This window comes from Brevibacillus invocatus, from assembly GCF_003710915.1.
In the GTDB taxonomy this organism is placed as follows: Bacteria; Bacillota; Bacilli; order Brevibacillales; family Brevibacillaceae; genus Brevibacillus; species Brevibacillus invocatus.
Map to the genome: position 1 here is coordinate 1 of NZ_RHHR01000006.1, position 16,776 is coordinate 16,776.

General features: G+C 44.0%; 16 protein-coding genes and 2 pseudogenes. 4 read left to right on the forward strand and 14 right to left on the reverse strand.

Annotated elements, in window-relative coordinates; genetic code table 11:
* Positions 1 to 416: 416 nt before the first annotated feature.
* The 3 genes and pseudogenes from EDM52_RS02360 to EDM52_RS02370 all read right to left on the reverse strand — a co-directional run.
* Positions 417 to 911 (reverse strand): annotated as a pseudogene (locus EDM52_RS02360) (NAD(P)-dependent oxidoreductase); the annotation flags it as partial.
* Positions 912 to 1,224: 313 nt separating this feature from the next.
* Positions 1,225 to 1,644 (reverse strand): universal stress protein, encoded by a 420-nt coding sequence (locus tag EDM52_RS02365; RefSeq protein WP_122907411.1) that lies wholly within the window; start codon positions 1,642 to 1,644, stop codon positions 1,225 to 1,227.
* Between the two features lie 18 nt (positions 1,645 to 1,662).
* Positions 1,663 to 3,126: a SulP family inorganic anion transporter gene (locus tag EDM52_RS02370; protein ID WP_090728268.1), complete on the reverse strand. Its 1,464-nt coding sequence runs from the start codon at positions 3,124 to 3,126 to the stop codon at positions 1,663 to 1,665.
* Between the two features lie 161 nt (positions 3,127 to 3,287).
* Between EDM52_RS02370 and EDM52_RS02375 the strand changes: the two genes are divergently transcribed.
* The 3 genes from EDM52_RS02375 to EDM52_RS02385 all read left to right on the forward strand — a co-directional run bounded on the left by EDM52_RS02375 (position 3,288) and on the right by EDM52_RS02385 (position 8,051).
* The gene (locus EDM52_RS02375) at positions 3,288 to 3,830 is read left to right on the forward strand and encodes a recombinase family protein (protein ID WP_090728266.1); all 543 of its coding nucleotides are present in this window, start codon (positions 3,288 to 3,290) and stop codon (positions 3,828 to 3,830) included.
* A 328-nt stretch (positions 3,831 to 4,158) separates the two neighbouring features.
* A complete protein-coding gene (locus EDM52_RS02380) occupies positions 4,159 to 5,073 on the forward strand; it encodes a tyrosine-type recombinase/integrase (RefSeq protein ID WP_090728265.1) in 915 nt (304 codons plus the stop codon).
* A 20-nt stretch (positions 5,074 to 5,093) separates the two neighbouring features.
* On the forward strand, positions 5,094 to 8,051 hold the full coding sequence (locus tag EDM52_RS02385; RefSeq protein WP_090728262.1) for a Tn3 family transposase: 2,958 nt from the start codon (positions 5,094 to 5,096) through the stop codon (positions 8,049 to 8,051).
* Positions 8,052 to 8,143: 92 nt separating this feature from the next.
* On the opposite strand, the pseudogene EDM52_RS02390 reads toward EDM52_RS02385, so the two are convergent.
* Positions 8,144 to 8,299, reverse strand: a pseudogene (locus EDM52_RS02390) (NAD(P)H-binding protein); the annotation flags it as partial.
* A 168-nt stretch (positions 8,300 to 8,467) separates the two neighbouring features.
* Between EDM52_RS02390 and EDM52_RS02395 the strand changes: the two are divergent.
* On the forward strand, positions 8,468 to 8,932 hold the full coding sequence (locus EDM52_RS02395) for an Rrf2 family transcriptional regulator (RefSeq protein ID WP_122907413.1): 465 nt from the start codon (positions 8,468 to 8,470) through the stop codon (positions 8,930 to 8,932).
* Positions 8,933 to 8,964: 32 nt separating this feature from the next.
* On the opposite strand, the gene EDM52_RS02400 is transcribed toward EDM52_RS02395, so the two are convergent.
* From EDM52_RS02400 to EDM52_RS02445, 10 genes are all read right to left on the reverse strand, one after another.
* Positions 8,965 to 9,525: a pyridoxamine 5'-phosphate oxidase family protein gene (locus tag EDM52_RS02400; protein ID WP_122907414.1), complete on the reverse strand. Its 561-nt coding sequence runs from the start codon at positions 9,523 to 9,525 to the stop codon at positions 8,965 to 8,967.
* A 132-nt stretch (positions 9,526 to 9,657) separates the two neighbouring features.
* Positions 9,658 to 10,023, reverse strand: a complete 366-nt coding sequence (locus EDM52_RS24455) for a VOC family protein (RefSeq protein WP_183184782.1) — start codon at positions 10,021 to 10,023, stop codon at positions 9,658 to 9,660.
* A 9-nt stretch (positions 10,024 to 10,032) separates the two neighbouring features.
* Positions 10,033 to 10,647: a DedA family protein gene (locus EDM52_RS24460; RefSeq protein ID WP_183184784.1), complete on the reverse strand. Its 615-nt coding sequence runs from the start codon at positions 10,645 to 10,647 to the stop codon at positions 10,033 to 10,035.
* A gap of 131 nt (positions 10,648 to 10,778) precedes the next feature.
* Positions 10,779 to 11,156 (reverse strand): ArsR/SmtB family transcription factor, encoded by a 378-nt coding sequence (locus EDM52_RS02410; RefSeq protein WP_122907415.1) that lies wholly within the window; start codon positions 11,154 to 11,156, stop codon positions 10,779 to 10,781.
* Position 11,157: 1 nt separating this feature from the next.
* On the reverse strand, positions 11,158 to 11,583 hold the full coding sequence (locus EDM52_RS02415) for an SRPBCC family protein (protein WP_122907416.1): 426 nt from the start codon (positions 11,581 to 11,583) through the stop codon (positions 11,158 to 11,160).
* A gap of 191 nt (positions 11,584 to 11,774) precedes the next feature.
* Positions 11,775 to 12,383 carry a sugar phosphate isomerase/epimerase family protein gene (locus tag EDM52_RS02420; protein ID WP_221175535.1) on the reverse strand — a complete coding sequence of 203 codons (609 nt, stop codon included), beginning with the start codon at positions 12,381 to 12,383 and terminating at the stop codon, positions 11,775 to 11,777.
* A gap of 600 nt (positions 12,384 to 12,983) precedes the next feature.
* Positions 12,984 to 13,862: a metal ABC transporter permease gene (locus EDM52_RS02430; protein WP_122907417.1), complete on the reverse strand. Its 879-nt coding sequence runs from the start codon at positions 13,860 to 13,862 to the stop codon at positions 12,984 to 12,986.
* Positions 13,859 to 14,785, reverse strand: coding sequence for a metal ABC transporter permease (locus EDM52_RS02435; protein ID WP_415783095.1), 927 nt, complete (start codon positions 14,783 to 14,785; stop codon positions 13,859 to 13,861). The genes EDM52_RS02430 and EDM52_RS02435 overlap by 4 nt, the downstream gene beginning before the upstream one ends.
* A gap of 2 nt (positions 14,786 to 14,787) precedes the next feature.
* Positions 14,788 to 15,516, reverse strand: coding sequence for a metal ABC transporter ATP-binding protein (locus tag EDM52_RS02440; RefSeq protein ID WP_122907419.1), 729 nt, complete (start codon positions 15,514 to 15,516; stop codon positions 14,788 to 14,790).
* Between the two features lie 77 nt (positions 15,517 to 15,593).
* The gene (locus EDM52_RS02445) at positions 15,594 to 16,553 is read right to left on the reverse strand and encodes a metal ABC transporter solute-binding protein, Zn/Mn family (RefSeq protein WP_245996458.1); all 960 of its coding nucleotides are present in this window, start codon (positions 16,551 to 16,553) and stop codon (positions 15,594 to 15,596) included.
* Positions 16,554 to 16,776: the final 223 nt, after the last annotated feature.

The following is a 16,776-nucleotide window of genomic DNA, read 5'->3' on the forward strand; positions in this document are numbered from 1 at the left end:
CGCATGTTGTCGACTGCATGCGGTACTATGGCGTCTGCTGACTTCTCATGATAAATCTTGTTTCAACCGTGATTCGAAGTGCATCTCCTCACGTCCATGAGACCTCCCACGGTAAGACGATTCACTTTCCTTCCATATACCCACATCATTTACATTGGTACGTCCGTGTAGTTAATTGGACTTCGTCTTGTTTGGCAGACTCATCCCGTATCCTATGCCTGATGATGTTCGTGTTCCTTGGGCCGGAAGTTTGCCTCCAGCTTCCTTTGGATTCCACCTCGCGGTGGACACCCTTGCTCTTGGCTAGTGGTTGGTAACTACAAACCCCCACAGTGGACTTTCACCACCTAGTTAATCGCCATGCGTGGCACACCAAAAAAGGCACTGCCCGCTTGCAGTACCTTCTCTCATCTGGCTTACTCTGATTCAGAAACAACGGTAAATCGTTCATTCTTATGTTGCGGGCTCTCGATTTCATCCAGAACGGCAACCGCATAATCCGCATAGCTGACGTAGCTTTGCCCTTTTTCGTTAGTGATCAGATGGTCTTTTCCTTTTTTGTAGGAGCCGGTTTGTTTTCCTTGGGGGTCAAAGAATGCTGCTGGACTGATGAAGGTCCATTGAACATCGGCAGATTGCTGAAGGTCCTGCAGGTTTTGACCCTGATTCGACGCTGTTGCATAGTACTCCTTAGGAAATTCGGCGGTATCCATCAAACGAACAGTCTTTGCTTCATCGACAAACAGGCTGCCAGCACCACCTACGACGATCAACCGTGTTCTGGCTAAACCTTTTAATGCCTGAATCAATACGCGTCCTGCTTCTACATGCAAATGCTCTTGCCCTGGCGCAGCACCGAAAGCATTGACGACCACGTCGTAGGCTTGCAAATCTTCCGCGTTCAGATCGAAAAGGGGTACCGCCAACAAAGTGCGGATTTTGTACGCTAAGCCCCGTTTGATCGAAAAAAGGCCGATATCCTGTACGCTAAGGATTACCGGCTTATTGGGGTAGTACCAGCGTCGCTGACACCACCCACAAACTAGATAAAAACTAGACTGGATATTGATTATTAACCTCGTTATATTCGTATTGAGCATCAGTAATTGTCAGCTTTGAATACACTTTTAGAGATTGAGCCAATGTTTTTTAATGTTTAGCATAAACAGAAGCAGCACTCCCTACTACATATAAGAGTGCTGCTTTTTATTACTGCTCATTATTTTATTTTACAACCATAACAGGGCACTGTACTCTCTTAACGACTTTATGACTGACACTACCCAAAACGAATTCCTGTAAAGAATTTAGCCCACGGCTTCCTATAATGACCAAGTCCACTTTCTCATTGTTTGCATACTCTACAATAGCTGGGCCAGGATCTCCGATAATAATCTTTGTTTTATGATTGATATTTTGGGTGGAAAGTTGCTCTGTTACGGGCATCAACTTTTGTTGACGTTTCAACTCTAATTCTTCATGATCTTGTGAATGCAGCACTTCGTTCTTAATTTTGGACATATCTGCCACGAACAAGATTTCTACTGAGGAATCCGGAACCAAAGATGCAATTTTAGCAGCTTCCTGTGCCGCACGAATTGAGTATTTTGATCCGTCAGCAGCTAGTAAAATACGTTTATACATCATCATATCTCCCTTTCGTTAGTGAGCTTTTAATTGCGCATTTGTGTCGTGATACAGTGCTAGTTTGTCTATAATTTTTTTGCTAGAAGAGTTGAGTCCGACGACTGTTACATGATTATTATTTTCACGAAACTTGATGACAACTTTATCTACCGCGCCTACAGCAGAATCGTCCCAAATATGTGCATTTGTAAAATCAATAACGATATCTTTTTTTGCTATCGTAAAGTCGAACGAGTTAACAAAGCCCTCTACAGAAGCAAAAAACAATTGCCCGGTAACATCATATTTGATCTTGTCGCTAGTCTGTTGCCTCTTAACCTCAAGTTTAGAAATCTTGGCAACAAAAAAGATCGCACTAAGAATAACTCCGGCAATAACCCCTTTTGATAGGTCATGTGTTGCAACAACAATAATCACGGTAGTTAACATGACAACAGCATCTGATTTGGGAGCTTTACGCAAATAGGAGAAAGATGACCAATCAAATGTGCCGATCGATACCATAATCATAATTCCAACTAGTACAGGCATTGGTATTTGTACTACTAATTCACCCAATACAAGAATGAGGAATAATAAGAATAGTCCTGCAATCAAGGTTGATAGTCTACCTCGACCTCCTGATTTGACATTAATCACAGACTGGCCAATCATGGCACATCCAGCCATGCCGCCAAAGAATCCGGTTACGATATTTGCAATACCCTGTCCTCTGGATTCTCGATGTTTATTACTTTCTGTACCTGTCATATCATCAACAATAGAGGCTGTTAGCAATGATTCCAATAATCCAACAATGGCTAAAGCGATTGAATACGGAAAGATAATTTGTAGCGTTTCCAAGGTAAACGGAATGTCAGGAATAAAGAAGGTTGGCAGCGATTGCGTAATTTTACCTAGATCGCCAACCGTTCTTAAATCAAATTGTCCCCAAATGGAAGCAGCTGTTAAGACAATAATAGCGATCAATGGGGCTGGTATCGCTTTGAAAAATCTAGGTACTACATATACAATAAGTAAAGTAATAGCGACAAATAGATAAGTCAAAGTCGATATTCCAACGAAATGAGGAACCTGCGCCATAAATATTAAAATGGCCAGCGCATTTACAAATCCAATCATGACGGCTCTAGGGATAAATTTCATTAGTTTTGCAACCTTACAAACACCAAATATGAGTTGGATAATCCCTGTGAGTATAGTGGCAGCCAATAAATATTGTAAACCATGTTCTTTTACGAGTGGCACCATGAGAAGGGCCATTGCACCTGTTGCAGCAGAAATCATACCTGAACGACCGCCTACAAATGCGATAATGACTGAAATACAAAAAGATGCATACAAACCAACCATAGGATCGACTCCAGCAATAATCGAAAAGGCAATTGCTTCGGGAATGAGGGCTAAAGCGACAACAATTCCTGCAAGCACATCACCCCTAATATTGGAAAACCAATCTCGTTTCATCTTTTCAAGCACGTTTACTCTCACTCCTTATCTTTATTATTTTTAGACTTATATAAGTCTTTTTCCGTGTTGAGCAGATTCATTGTATCATCGAACGACCCAAAAAGGAACCTTTTTGGAACTATTTTTGTGGTATGCTTCTACTAAGGCTTGGGCAGTTAGGAGTGAAAGTCATGTTAATTGGTTACATGAGGCCAAATGCAGATGATATTCAGTGTCACATTCAGTATCAGATTTTGACAAGTTTAAACTGTGATCATCTATTTACTGAGGAACATTCGTCCCCCAAAAAAAGAGTCGTACTAAAAAAAATGATGAGTGAACTGCAACCAGGTGATACGATTATAGTTTCTAAATTATTCTCATTGGCTGATTCTACTCGACATCTTGCAGATTTGTTACATCAGATAAGTGATAAGCAAGCTTATCTTTTATCTGTCGGAGAAGGGATTGACACTCGAAATTCTACTGGCTATTCGTTTCATGATAGCGTAAATCACTTGTTGAGCTTTCAAAGAGATGTTATTAGTGAGAATACCAAAAAAGGATTATATGAGGCGAAGCAAAACGGAATAACGGCTGGCCGTCCACGTAAACCTGACGAGAATGTAAAACGGGCAATTAGTATGTACGAAAGTAAAAAATACAGTCTTGCACAAATCAAAGAAGAAACGGGAATAAGCAAAACTACACTCTATCGCTATTTGGAGAGTTGATCGTGACCGTTCTTGTTCATCACAGACACTAGAAGCAAGACATAAAATAGTAAAAGCCGATAGTTCCTGCTTGAGGAAAAATCGGCTTTTTAACATATCATTTGTGGATAAACACATTCTACTTTGCGGGTGGTGTCAGCGACGATGGTACTACCCCTAATTCTCGCTTGCTGATGGCCAGGAAAACTCTCCTCCGAGAAATGTCCGCTAATTAATATTAGTGGACATGATTGATATTTAAAGCCAACCATTGATGTCCGCTAATGTTCTCGTTAAGATAAGATTATCATGTCCGCTAATGTAAGACAAGAATTTGGGGGTTCTCAAGATGACAGGAAACGGGATTTCAGAACAAGGAGAAAAAGTCATTGCTGACTTTATACATATGCTCGAAACGGAGGAAGATTTGAAACCAAAAACAGTTAAAGAGTATGGTGGGGATCTGAAACATTTCATCGGATGGTTTGAATGCGAACAAGTATCTGAAGAAATTATACCATTTCGTATGGAAGATGTAGCAACACCCACCATCACAAGATACCGCGATGTGATGCAAAAGGAAATGAAGCTAAAACCGGCCACGATTAACCGTAGGTTAATTACGTTGAAACGATTTTTTGAGTGGGCTTCAGTTCAAGGTTTAATTCGCCGCGATCCGTCCAAGCCGGTCAAGTTGGTACCAGAAGAAAAGGCAAGCCCACGGCAGATGACCGAAAGAGAAGAAGCAGCTCTCATTGCTGCGGTGGAGCATAGTGGATCGATTCGAGATCAAACGATCATTACTTTAATGCTGCATACGGGACTACGAACGATGGAAATCTGTGATCTTGCTCCTGGTGATGTAATCATTGGAAAACGAAGTGGTCAGGTTACAGTTCGATCAGGAAAACGAAACAAGCAACGAGAAGTACCGCTAAATGCAACTTGCCGGGCCATCTTGGAAAAACATATGGTGGACTTGTCTCCAGATAGTCCGTATCTATTCCCTTCAGAAAAAACAGGTGATCGTTTAACTGAACGGGCTTTACGACATCTCATTCAAAAATACATGAAATTAGCTCGCTTAGAAGGATTAAGTGCTCACGATTTGCGCCATCGATTCGGCTATGTCATGGCCGACAATACCCCATTACATCGGTTAGCGCAAATTATGGGGCATGACAGCTTAGACACAACAATGATCTACGTCAAAGCAACACGAGCTGATTTGCAATCCGAAGTAGAAAAAATAGCTTGGCAATAATCTGAAAGGATGAGCAGTTTATGCCGGTTAGAGGAAGAGAATTACTAACACTAGACGAAAGAAATGAACTCATGAGGATTCGTCCAGACATGAGTGAATGGGAACTCGCTACTTGCTATACCTTTTCACAACATGACATAGAAATCATCAACAGGCACCGAAGAGATCATAATCGTTTGGGCTTCGCTGTTCAATTATGTACTCTTAGATACCCTGGTTGGTCATTGTCTGATGTGAAAGATATTCCTGAGACTGTCTTACGTTACATAGCCAAGCAAATTGATGTTGATCCGGAAGTCTATCCTTTGTATGCTCAACGGGACCCGACCAGACGTGAACATCTTGAAGAGATCCGTCAGGAATATGGGTATCGTAATTTCTCTTCGCGTGAATACCGTAGTTCATCCCAATTTTTATTACATTATGCAATGGAGAATGGAAATCCGACACATTTGATTCGCACCGTCCTGGACGAACTACGAAAGAGAAAAATTATTCTCCCGGCTATGACGACAATTGAAAGGCTGGTCTGGGAAACCCGCCATCGAGCAGAGGAAAGGATTTTTAAACAGCTAACAAATTCCCTGTCTATTTGGCAAAAGCTGAGATTAGACAAGCTGATCGATCCATTTATAGAAAACGGAAAAACACTTCTAGCATGGCTTCGGGAGGTACCTGGCCAATCCTCGCCAGAGGCATTTCTAAAAGTGATTGAGCGTCTGGAGTATATTCGGGGAATTGAATTATCGATAAACACGGGTGAGATCCACCCTAACCGATTCATACAATTGGCCCGTTTGGGAGCAAGATACGAGCCACATTCATTCCGACGATTTAACGAGACAAAAAGATACGCCATTCTAGTCGCCTATCTTTTGAATGTAAGTCAAAATTTAATCGACCAAGCGATTGAAATCCATGACCGGCAGATTATGATATTGCAATCAAAGGGACGTAAAGCACAAGAAGAAATACAAAAACAAAATGGAAAGTCCGTCAATGAAAAGGTTATACATTATGCGGATTTAGGTGCAGCTCTGATCCGAGCTAGAAACGAGGGTCTTGATCCATTTGCAACCTTAGAGGCGGTTATGCCGTGGGAAAAGATAGTCGCTTCGGTTGAAGAAGCAAAGAAATTGGCGCGGCCAATGGATTATGATTATTTGGATTTATTGGAGAATCGATTCTTTTATCTCCGAAAATATACACCTACTCTTCTACGAGCACTAGAATTTCGTTCTACTCAGTCAACCGAACCGTTATTACGCGCATTAGATACCATTCGTGAAATGAATAATTCAGGGAAACGTAAGGTTCCAGATGGAGCACCATTAGACTTTATCCCGAATCGTTGGCAAAAACATGTGTATGACGAGGATGGCTTAATCAATCGACATTATTATGAGATGGCTGCTCTTACAGAGCTGCGTAATCATATTCGTTCTGGAGATATTTCCGTTGTAGGAAGTAAGCAGCATAAAGATTTTGATGAATACCTGGTATCTAAACAAGAATGGGATACTGCCCGTACCTCCGGTACCAGACTTGCTGTTAGCTTGTCGTCAGAAGAATATCTTCAGGAGAGATACGAAGCGTTATATAAGCGTCTGCAATGGGTATCGGATCATCTGCATGAGCTTGAAGGCGTAAGTATAGATAAAGAAAAACTTCGTGTTGATCGGTTGGAGAAAGACGTACCGGATGAAGCCAGATCGTTCAGTTTATCTCTTTATGACATGCTGCCCCGTATCAAATTAACTGATTTGCTTATGGATGTGGCCAACTGGACTGGATTTGATGAAATGTTTATTCATGCTTCTACTGGTCGTCCACCTAAAGCCGAAGAAAGAACGATTGTGATGGCCACTCTAATGGCAATGGGAACGAACATAGGGCTGACAAAAATGGCTGAGGCCACTCCAGGTATTTCGTATCATCAAATGGCAAACGTAGCTCAATGGAGAATGTATGAGGATGCCATGAATCGGGCACAGGCCACTCTGGTAAACTTTCATCACAAGCTGGCTTTAGCTTCTTATTGGGGAGACGGCAGCACATCTTCATCAGATGGTATGCGTGTTCAGGTAGGTGTTTCGGCACTACATGCTGATGCGAACCCGCATTATGGCTCAGGAAAAGGAACAACAATTTATCGATTCGTCAGCGATCAATTTTCTTCGTTCTATACGAAAGTCATCAATACGAATGCTCGTGACGCGGTGCATGTCATCGATGGCCTTTTGCATCATGAATCTGAGTTGTCTATTGAAGAACATTATACGGATACGGCCGGCTACACTGATCAAGTCTTTGGTTTAAGTCATTTGCTCGGATTCCGGTTTGCTCCACGGCTTCGGGATTTGTCTGATTCCAGGTTATATTCTTTTGATAAGGTAGGTGAGTTTCCAAAGATAGAAAACCTACTCCGCGGTCGTATCAATACGAAGATCATTCGGGAGAACTATGATGACGTTTTACGTTTAGCCCACTCTATTCGAGAAGGGAAAGTTTCTGGATCTCTTATCATGGGGAAACTTGGATCTTATGCTAGACAAAATAGTCTAGCTACAGCTCTACGGGAAATGGGACGGATCGAAAAGACAATCTTTATTTTGGATTACATCTCTAGCGAATCGATGCGTCGTCGCATCCAACGTGGTCTAAATAAAGGCGAGGCAATGAACGCTCTTGCCAGAGCACTCTTCTTTGGAAAACGCGGAGAATTACGTGAACGTGCCTTACAAGATCAGCTACAACGGGCCAGCGCATTGAATATTCTGATCAACGCAATAAGTGTCTGGAATACAGTTTATCTTACAGAAGCAACGAAACTCTTGAATCAAAAAGGATCGCTTCAGGCAAATCTATTAAGCCACATTTCGCCTTTAGGATGGGAACATATCAACTTTCTTGGCGAGTACACATTCGATCAAAAGCGAAATGCCAGCCTAAACGCATTGTTACCACTTATTCAATGAAGAATCGAAGCCGGTAATCCTTAGCGTACAGGATACCGGCCTTTTTTCGATCAAACGGGGCTTAGCGTACAAAATCCGCACTTTGTTGGCGGTACCCCGAAAACGTCTTTTTCCTGTATCTGTACCTGAGGGTTTTGTACCTTCAAGGCGTTTCTGACGATTGCAGCCACCTCATGACCTCTGGCAACGGCTTCCTCCATGATCAGACGACCGGCTTTACCGCTTGCTCCAATTACGGCTATTTTCATCCTGTTTTCCTCCTTATGTGAACCACTTCTGATTTGTAACTATATAAATTACATGTAATAATATAAGTTACAGGTTGCAGCTTTGTCAACTGAAGCGTTCACTCTTTGTCAAAAGTAGTTTATCCGATATAATGAACAGGAAATCCCGGCAGAAAGAAGGTTAACTCAATGTCCATCAGCAGTCGATTTGCTGTAGGAATCCATATACTTTCTCTACTTGAAATCAACAAAGACCAGGTCAATACCTCCGAGTGGATTGCGAGCAGCGTGAACACCAATCCCGTCGTCATCAGAAAAATTACAGGCTATCTAAAGAACGCTGGGTTGGTCCATGTTCGCCCCGGTATCGCAGGCGCTTGCCTTGCCCGTGACATCAAGGAGATTTCACTGCTTGATGTCTATAAAGCGGTGAATGTGGTACAAGAAAATGAACTGTTTGGCGTACACGAACAGCCCAATCCCGCCTGTCTGGTAGGTAAAAATATTCAGCAAGCCATCGAGCCGCTGTTTGCTTCTGCCCAGCTGGCTCTGGAAAAAGCATTGGAGAATGTGACAATCGCAGATGTGGTGAGCGATATTATTAAAAGAGATCAGTCGGGCATGGTCGAAAACAAAAAACCAGGAGATCTGTAAGGATCATTTCCTGGTTTATTTGTTCTTCCCAGCTATTCTGGATCACACAGTCTTTTTCCGAGTGGTGTCGTGATCCCATCCATGCTCACTACATTTTTCTGCTTCCAGTATTTTTCCAAGCCATCTGTTCCCTTGTCTTGAGCCCATTTGACCAAGGTACTTCTTTCGCCTTCATAGGTGTAATAAGGAATGCTAAATCCGCAGGAAGTCTTGACTGATTCAATATCGGCAGCGATGATTTGTCTCGCTCCAGGAATGAGTTCAAAATGTGGAGCATATTCCTCCCAATCGGGAGAATCAGGCAAAATCACTTTGCCCTTGCCGTATAGTCGCAAAATAAGTGGCTTTTTCTGGAATGACACAAACATGAAGGTAATTCGGCTACTTTTGCAAAGATGTGCACTCGTCTCATTTCCGCTTCCAGTCAAATCCAGGTACGCTACTCGATGTGGAGAGAGGATACGAAACACATCATATCCTTTTGGAGACAGATTTACATGCCCGTCTGGTGCAGCAGTCCCTACAAAAAACATATGCTGTTCATTCATAAAGGCTTCATGCTCCGCTGATATGCTCTCAAATACACTTCCCACCCAGATCTCTCCCTTATCCCTGTTTTCATATCTCAAGCATTATTCCATATGCTCCCATTATAGGTGGAAAACATGCTAACCAAAAGAAAAAACGCCATTCTGCACAAGAATGACGTTCTAGGTATCCATCTCTTACTGGTGTTGGCCTTCCGTGTAGATTTGGAAGGTAACTCCGAATTTGTCTGTTACGTCCCCAAATGCGGGACTAAAAAACGTTTCCTGCAATGGCATGTTCACTTTTCCGCCTTGTTGCAGGGCTTCAAAAATTTGCTTTGATTGTTCTACGTCACTGGAGCCGATACAGATCGTGACCTGATTTCCCTTTTGTACAGGTTGTCCTGGAAATGTATCCGAAAACATGAGATCCGATTCACCGATTCTGATCATCGCATGTCCGATACGATTTTTTGCTTCCTCCGGCATTGGATATTCAGGGTTTTCCGGCATCTCGCCAAAGGTTTGTTTCACTATAGATTTCTTCTCTATTGCTATCTTCATAAAACAGGATTACATGCTCTGCTTTTGAAAATAGCTGCGAAGCTTGGCGATGATAAAAATCACCAGAATACAAGCCAAACCGATCGCGATATACTTCAAATATCGTTCTACCAACATAAATATGTATTGCCATTGTTCACCGAAATAATAACCAATGGTAAAAAAGGCCGCTACCCAGATCGCCAAACCAGTGTACGCGTACAACATCACTCTGCGAAATGGCACCCGAATAATTCCCATGAAGTAGCCAATAAATTGTCGAATTCCAGGTAAGAAAAAGCCGACAAACAGCACCTGTTCTCCATACTTTTCATAGTAACGACGTGTCTTTTCCACATGTGCGGGCTTCAAAAAGATCCACTTACCATACCGTTCAATCAAAGGTTGTCCCAATTGAAATCCGATCAGATACGTGATCGTAAAACCGAGAATTGCACCGAAATAGGCAAGAACAACAGCTATGCCGCCATGAAGCAACCCTTTGTAGGACAGATAACCCGTATAGGTCAATGTACTATTACCGGGCGGGATCGGCAGCGCGATAAAATCCAGCGGCAGACCTAACAAGAGTACCAAGTAACCGTATTGGGCGAATAACTGTTCGACGATTTCAATCAAGCGCATGTTCAAGCTCCTTGTGAGGTCCAAAATGCAATGGGTATCATTTCGAGAATCGTCCCGAATACTCCTCCATCGCCAAAAACAAGCCCCATTCCTTCTACGAATGGCGCTTGCTTTTGTTACAGGTTATACGATTATTTTTCCTCATCTGAATCCACAAGTTTGGGTACAAAAGGTTGGGACTTATCCGAAACCGGATTCTCAACATAATGCGCAAGAGCAGAAAGCTTGTTATCCCAAAAGCGCTCGTAAAAAGAAAGCCACTGCTTTAATTCCTGAAGAGGCTCAGGCTGCAATCGATATCGAGTTTCACGGCCCACCTTCCGCTCATGCACCAACCCTGCCTCTGCTAGAATCCGTAAATGCTTGGATACTGCTGTACGACTCATGGGAAAGTGACCGCTGATGCTCGTGACGGCCATCTCCTGATCTACCAGCAATCTGAGCAAACTGCGGCGAGTTGGATCAGCGATTGCCTGGAAGACATCAACCTTGGGTGAGGGAGCGACCATTTTAGGCCTCCACGTACTTGCCAAGCGTCTGGACAAGCTTTTCCCAGCCTTGATTCATGTTGTCCCGAATCGGAGCATGAGGCGCACCAAATTCGGTAACTTTATCTGCAGACCAGCCATCGTGCGTCAGTGTGAATTCGGTTTGGTCTCCTTGTTCCTTCAACTCAAAAGTAATCGTCCAATCTTTTCCCCAATTGAACGATACGCGATTAGGCGGGTCTACCTCCGTTACTTTACAGGGAGACATGCCAAACTGTCCAGCATTCAGATGAAACTCATGCCCTTCTACAGGCAAAAAATCATTGGGCATGAACCAGGCGGCAATGCCTTCAGAAGTAGCAACAGCTTCCCACACTTTTTGAATAGGAGCTTGGAAAACCATCGTACGTTTAATGGGTGGCAGTGTGCCCTGCATGTCATGTGTCATTAACGAATTATCCTCCATTACGAAACCATTTGGTTGCATAAAAAGAATACGACACCAAAAGGTTGCGTGTCAAGATGCCAGTTTTTACTCGACGATTTGCGCATCTCTCTTAGTATTTCAAAAAACCTCCATTTATATGTTCCGAGTAAATAAGTTTTAGACTCTCCGCTGCTTATTGTGTTATCGAACCGTTAGCGTAATGCTTCCAGCCTTTTTGCTCGTTCAAACGCTTTATGTAAAAACTCTTTAGCCGATAATTTCTCATAATCCCAATTCATGGCTTCTATTGCGGTCGCTCCTGAATAATTCGTTTCCGCAATTTTTTTCATAGTTGTAGACCAATCAATCGTGCCGTCAAAGGGTAACCCGTGTTGGGCATAGCTCCCGTTATTATCATGTAAATGTAGTGCCATCACCCTGGAACCGAACATGGATAATAAATCATCGTTTGGATAGTAGCGGTAGTGATGCCCGCAGTCATAACAGAATCCGATACGCAGGGAATCCACTTGCTCCAGCACATATGCCAAATTAGCAAGGTTTCGTAAATTCTCCAGTGCAACATTGACACCAAGCTGTTCAGCTTTTTCAGTGATTCTTTTGATTCTGTCCAGTCCCCGTGCATTATTGGGTTTGGAATCGTTAGGCAGTTGCACCACCATTGTCGGAATCTCAAACTCGGCGCAATCAGCAACAGATTGCAAGTAACAATCGGTTAAGGCCTCACCGTCCAGATTATCAAGCCAGAGGTGGTTTTGATTTTTGATAGGAGTGTGGATATTTTCAATAAAAAGACCCACTTCTCGCGCAATTTGCGGCCCGTTGCGGTAACCGTCGTTCCGATTAAAGTTTTAATCCGGCTTCTTTTATTAGCTGATAACGTTCCTTAATCGGCAATTCATAGCCAAACCAATCATATATGGTAATCATATGCCGACTCCCTGGTAAACTCATAATAAAGAGCCCTCCTCTTTTCCCAATAATTGGTCCTTGTGAAGCTATGTTATTATACTATTTATTAAGTGGCAACCTTAAAAACTCTTGGTTGCTTTCTGAATAGAAACGTATATTCGCCCTGCGATGCCTGATTATGGGATTTTCTTTATATACTTCATATATTTGAAGTGTGAGTCTCCTTAACGGAATTTACAACATTTGCACCAACCTGCCTGCTCGGCAAGTACTAGAAGAAGCGTCGATAAAGTTCACGCCGCCACTCTCCACGTCCTGTATTTCTTTTCAATGCCCATCTGATCGTTGGAATCACCATCCGGCGAGTAGGAATAGCATCTGTTACCAACTTGGCTTTACAGGAGAACACTATACACAGGTAAAAACACGAAAAACCATCACTCCCTCAGTAATATGCTTCTGAAGGAAGATGGTTTGATCCAATCTTTTTAAGAATCGGACATGGTTACGGGTTTTACATACCTCGCCAATAGGCCATGCTTGGGAGAGCACAGGAAGCTGATCAAAAAGACGATACCCGTTGCAAACGCCATCGATCCAGATATGGACGTATCTAGCCAAACCGCAATGTAATAGCCGACCACTGCGGAAACTACACCAAAAGAGCTGCTTAGCACCAGCATGACAGACAGCCGATCTGTCCATAGGTAGGCGGATGCAGCCGGCGTAATCAGCATGGCGACTACCATAATAGCCCCCACAGCATCAAATGCGGCAACGGTGGTAACCGAAACCAGCGACATGAAGAGATAATGCATGAATACAACCGGGATCCCGATACTTGCGGCCAATCCGGGATCAAAGGATGTAATTTTCCACTCCTTGTAAAACGCCAGGATCACAATCAACACGACACTCAGCACCAAAAGTAGAATGAATGTGGCCTCTGGTATTTCCCCGATCCCAGGTAGTTCAATCACATTCCACGGGACAAAGGTGATCTCTCCCATCAGCGCATGCTTGACATCGAGGTGTGCATTACCTACCTGCGTAGCGATCAGAATGACCCCGATGGCAAACAGAGTGGTAAATACAACTCCGATGGCAGCCTCTTGCTGGACACCACGTGCATGGAACCACTGTACTAAGACTGCTGTTAGTGAGCCTGCTATAATGGCCCCGATCAGCATATGCCCTCCACTCAGCTCTCTCGTGATGAGAAAAGCCGTCACAATTCCCAAGAGTACAGTATGACTAATCGCGTCAGCCATCATGGCCATGCGGCGCAAGATCAGAAAAACTCCCACAAGTCCGCAGGACAGTCCAACCAGGGAAGCGGTTAATAGTATCCAGCCTGTATAGCTCACCCCATCCCCCCTCCTCTTTCTGCACTGCTGCGCTCCATAACTGCATAGACATGCTGTCTTTTTTGCGCCCTTAACTGCAGAGCCTTGATCAAAAGCCCTTTTTCTGAGCCAAACACGATCGAAATCACGAACAAAGCAGATGAGGCTACGACAATAAAGGGACCTGTTGGCCAGCCTACCCCCATCGTACTGATCAGAGTACCTGTCATTCCTGCTCCTCCTCCAAAGATCGCGGATAGAATGACCATCCATTTGAATGAATGGGTCCAATACCGAGCGCTAACGGAAGGAATAATCAACAGGGCAGCCATCAGAATCACACCCACAGCCTGAATTCCTATTACGATGACAAGAACGAGGACTGCCAGGTACACGCTGTTCATCAAACGGTTGTTTAATCCCAATCCTCGGGCAAATTCGGGATCAAACAAGAATAGCTTCCATTCTTTAAACGCTATACATACTACCAAAATGACCACCGCAGCCAAGAAAAGCATGATTGTCACGTCTTTACGGACCATCGAAGCAGCCTGACCGAAAATAAAGCTGTCCAGACCACTTTGATTTCCTCCTGCTGTCCGGTTCACAATCGTCAGCAGCATGATGCCGAGTCCAAAGAATACGGAGAGAATCATGCCCATTGCCGTGTCTTCCTTGATGCGGCTCGAGGTTCGAATCCATTGGATCAGCAAGGCTCCGAGCAGCGCGCTCACTGCTGCACCTGCAATCATCACTGGCAGGTTTTTCGAGCCGATCAGGGCAAAACCAATGACAACGCCAGGCAGCGCTGCATGTGACAATGCATCACTCATCAGGCTCTGCCGCTTCCAATAGGCAAGACATCCGATCATACCGGATGCCATCCCCAGAATCAGTGTGCTAAGCAGTACCCACTGTGCATTTGCGGAAAACAGCATGCTCATCATTATGCCTCCCTCATCCAGCGAAGCGTCCCACCATAAGCTCGATACACATTGTCCTTCGTAAACACATCTTGTGTCTTGCCATGTGCCACTACCGTGCGATTCAGCAGCAGGACATGATCAAAGTAATCTTCAACGGTTTGCAAATCATGATGAACAACCATGACCGTCTTGCCTTTCTCTTTCAATTCCTTCAATGTCGTCATGATTGCACGTTCTGTAGCGGCATCCACACCTGCGAGCGGTTCATCCATGAAATACAGGTCGGCATCCTGCACCAAGGCACGAGCCAGGAATACTCGCTGCTGCTGACCTCCAGATAGCTGACTGATTTGTCGCTCTGCAAAATCGGCCATTCCCATCTGTTCCAGTGATGCAAGAGCCTTTTCTTTGTGGCTTCGGTTCGGCCATTTGAGCCAGCCCACCTGACCGTATAACCCCATCATCACGACATCCAGAGCATTTGTTGGAAAATCCCAATCGACAGAGCCGCGTTGTGGAACATAGCCGATTCGCTTCTTCATCTTGCTGTGTGTGGATCCGAAGAAGGAAACGGTTCCTGACAGCTTTGGATGCAGCTCGAGCATGACTTTTAGCAAGGTTGATTTTCCGGCGCCATTCGGCCCTACGATGCTGGTCAGTGAACCGGGCTCTACGTTGAAGGTCACATCATGCAATACTTTATTTTTACGATAAGAGGCAGATAATCCATGTACCGCTAGAACTGTCATGATCCTCGTCCTTTCCTGCTCGCCTTTTGCTCCAATACGCGGGTATTTGTATTGCGAACACTCATTCTGAATCCATGTTATGGCTTCAATGCTTGGTAGATCGTCTCGACGTTGTGGCGGTACATACCCAGGTAGGTTCCCTCTGGGGTTCCTGCATCTCCCATGGCGTCTGAGAATAGCTCTCCTCCAAGTTTTATGTCTAAACCAGCGCTTGCCGCTCCCTCGATTACGGCCTTGATGGAATTTTGATTGATACTGCTTTCCACAAAGACTGCCGGAATCTGGTGTTCGAGAAGCAGATTGATCGTCGTCTGAATGTCGGAAATCCCTATCTCATCCTCCGTACTCAATCCTTGCAGCCCAACCACCTTCATTTCCTGAATTCTTCCGAAGTAACCAAAAGCATCGTGCGCAGTGACAAGTACACGTTTTTCTTGCGGAATCTGTCTCAACTTTTCCAGCGACTCTTGCTTGAGTGTATCCAGCTCCGCGAAATACTTCGTTTTATTTGCCTCAAATAGATCGGCATGCTGCGGGGCAGCTTTTTTCAATTCCTCTGTCGCTGAACCCAACGCGATTTTCCAAAGATCGATATCAAACCACACATGCGGATCTAGTTGGCCCGTTTCATCCTTCAACAATTTATCCTGGGGAATGGATTCAGCAATAGCTGTGACCGGTTTCTTCTTTCCGATTTGCTTGAAGATTTCTACCATATTCCCTTCGAGGTGGATGCCGTTATAGAAGATGATATCTCCGCTCTCCAGTTTTTTTATGTCGCCCTGCGTGGCATTGTACAAGTGCGGGTCAACGCCTGGTCCCATCAAGCTTTCCACTTGCACCTTGTCTCCACCGATGACTGAGATCGGCTCCGCTATTTGCGCGATGGTGGTAACAACCCGTATCGTATCTTTTCGTTCATTTGAGTCTGATGTTGCATTTTCTGACGCCGCACCACATCCCGCTAAAAACAAGGACAACGCCAAAACACCTGCCCCCCAATTTTTCCACAACCCTGTCACTCGTCGGTTACTCACACTACTCTCCTCCTGTTCCCAATCTCTTTTGCATATCTTTAACAAATATGCTCGTTTACAAAAATGTTTCCTTAAAGCAACTTTTATTGTTATATACAAAATTAATGACCACCACGTCATTTGTCAAGGTTTTTCCCAAAAAAAGTGTAAAGCGATCATGTTAAAAAAGCCGTAAATCTAATAATAAAGGCTATTTATCCACGTTTTTACCATAGGCAACATA

Excerpts from the sequence above, each read along its gene's own strand:
- EDM52_RS02365 (WP_122907411.1), bottom strand. The coding sequence starts at position 1,644 with ATGTATAAACGTATTTTACTAGCTGCTGACGGATCAAAATACTCAATT.
- EDM52_RS02375 (WP_090728266.1), top strand. The coding sequence starts at position 3,288 with ATGTTAATTGGTTACATGAGGCCAAATGCAGATGATATTCAGTGTCAC.
- EDM52_RS02380 (WP_090728265.1), top strand. The coding sequence starts at position 4,159 with ATGACAGGAAACGGGATTTCAGAACAAGGAGAAAAAGTCATTGCTGAC.
- EDM52_RS02385 (WP_090728262.1), top strand. The coding sequence starts at position 5,094 with ATGCCGGTTAGAGGAAGAGAATTACTAACACTAGACGAAAGAAATGAA.
- EDM52_RS02395 (WP_122907413.1), top strand. The coding sequence starts at position 8,468 with ATGTCCATCAGCAGTCGATTTGCTGTAGGAATCCATATACTTTCTCTA.
- EDM52_RS24455 (WP_183184782.1), bottom strand. The coding sequence starts at position 10,023 with ATGAAGATAGCAATAGAGAAGAAATCTATAGTGAAACAAACCTTTGGC.
- EDM52_RS24460 (WP_183184784.1), bottom strand. The coding sequence starts at position 10,647 with ATGCGCTTGATTGAAATCGTCGAACAGTTATTCGCCCAATACGGTTAC.
- EDM52_RS02410 (WP_122907415.1), bottom strand. The coding sequence starts at position 11,156 with ATGGTCGCTCCCTCACCCAAGGTTGATGTCTTCCAGGCAATCGCTGAT.
- EDM52_RS02415 (WP_122907416.1), bottom strand. The coding sequence starts at position 11,583 with ATGACACATGACATGCAGGGCACACTGCCACCCATTAAACGTACGATG.
- EDM52_RS02435 (WP_415783095.1), bottom strand. The coding sequence starts at position 14,785 with ATGAGCATGCTGTTTTCCGCAAATGCACAGTGGGTACTGCTTAGCACA.
- EDM52_RS02440 (WP_122907419.1), bottom strand. The coding sequence starts at position 15,516 with ATGACAGTTCTAGCGGTACATGGATTATCTGCCTCTTATCGTAAAAAT.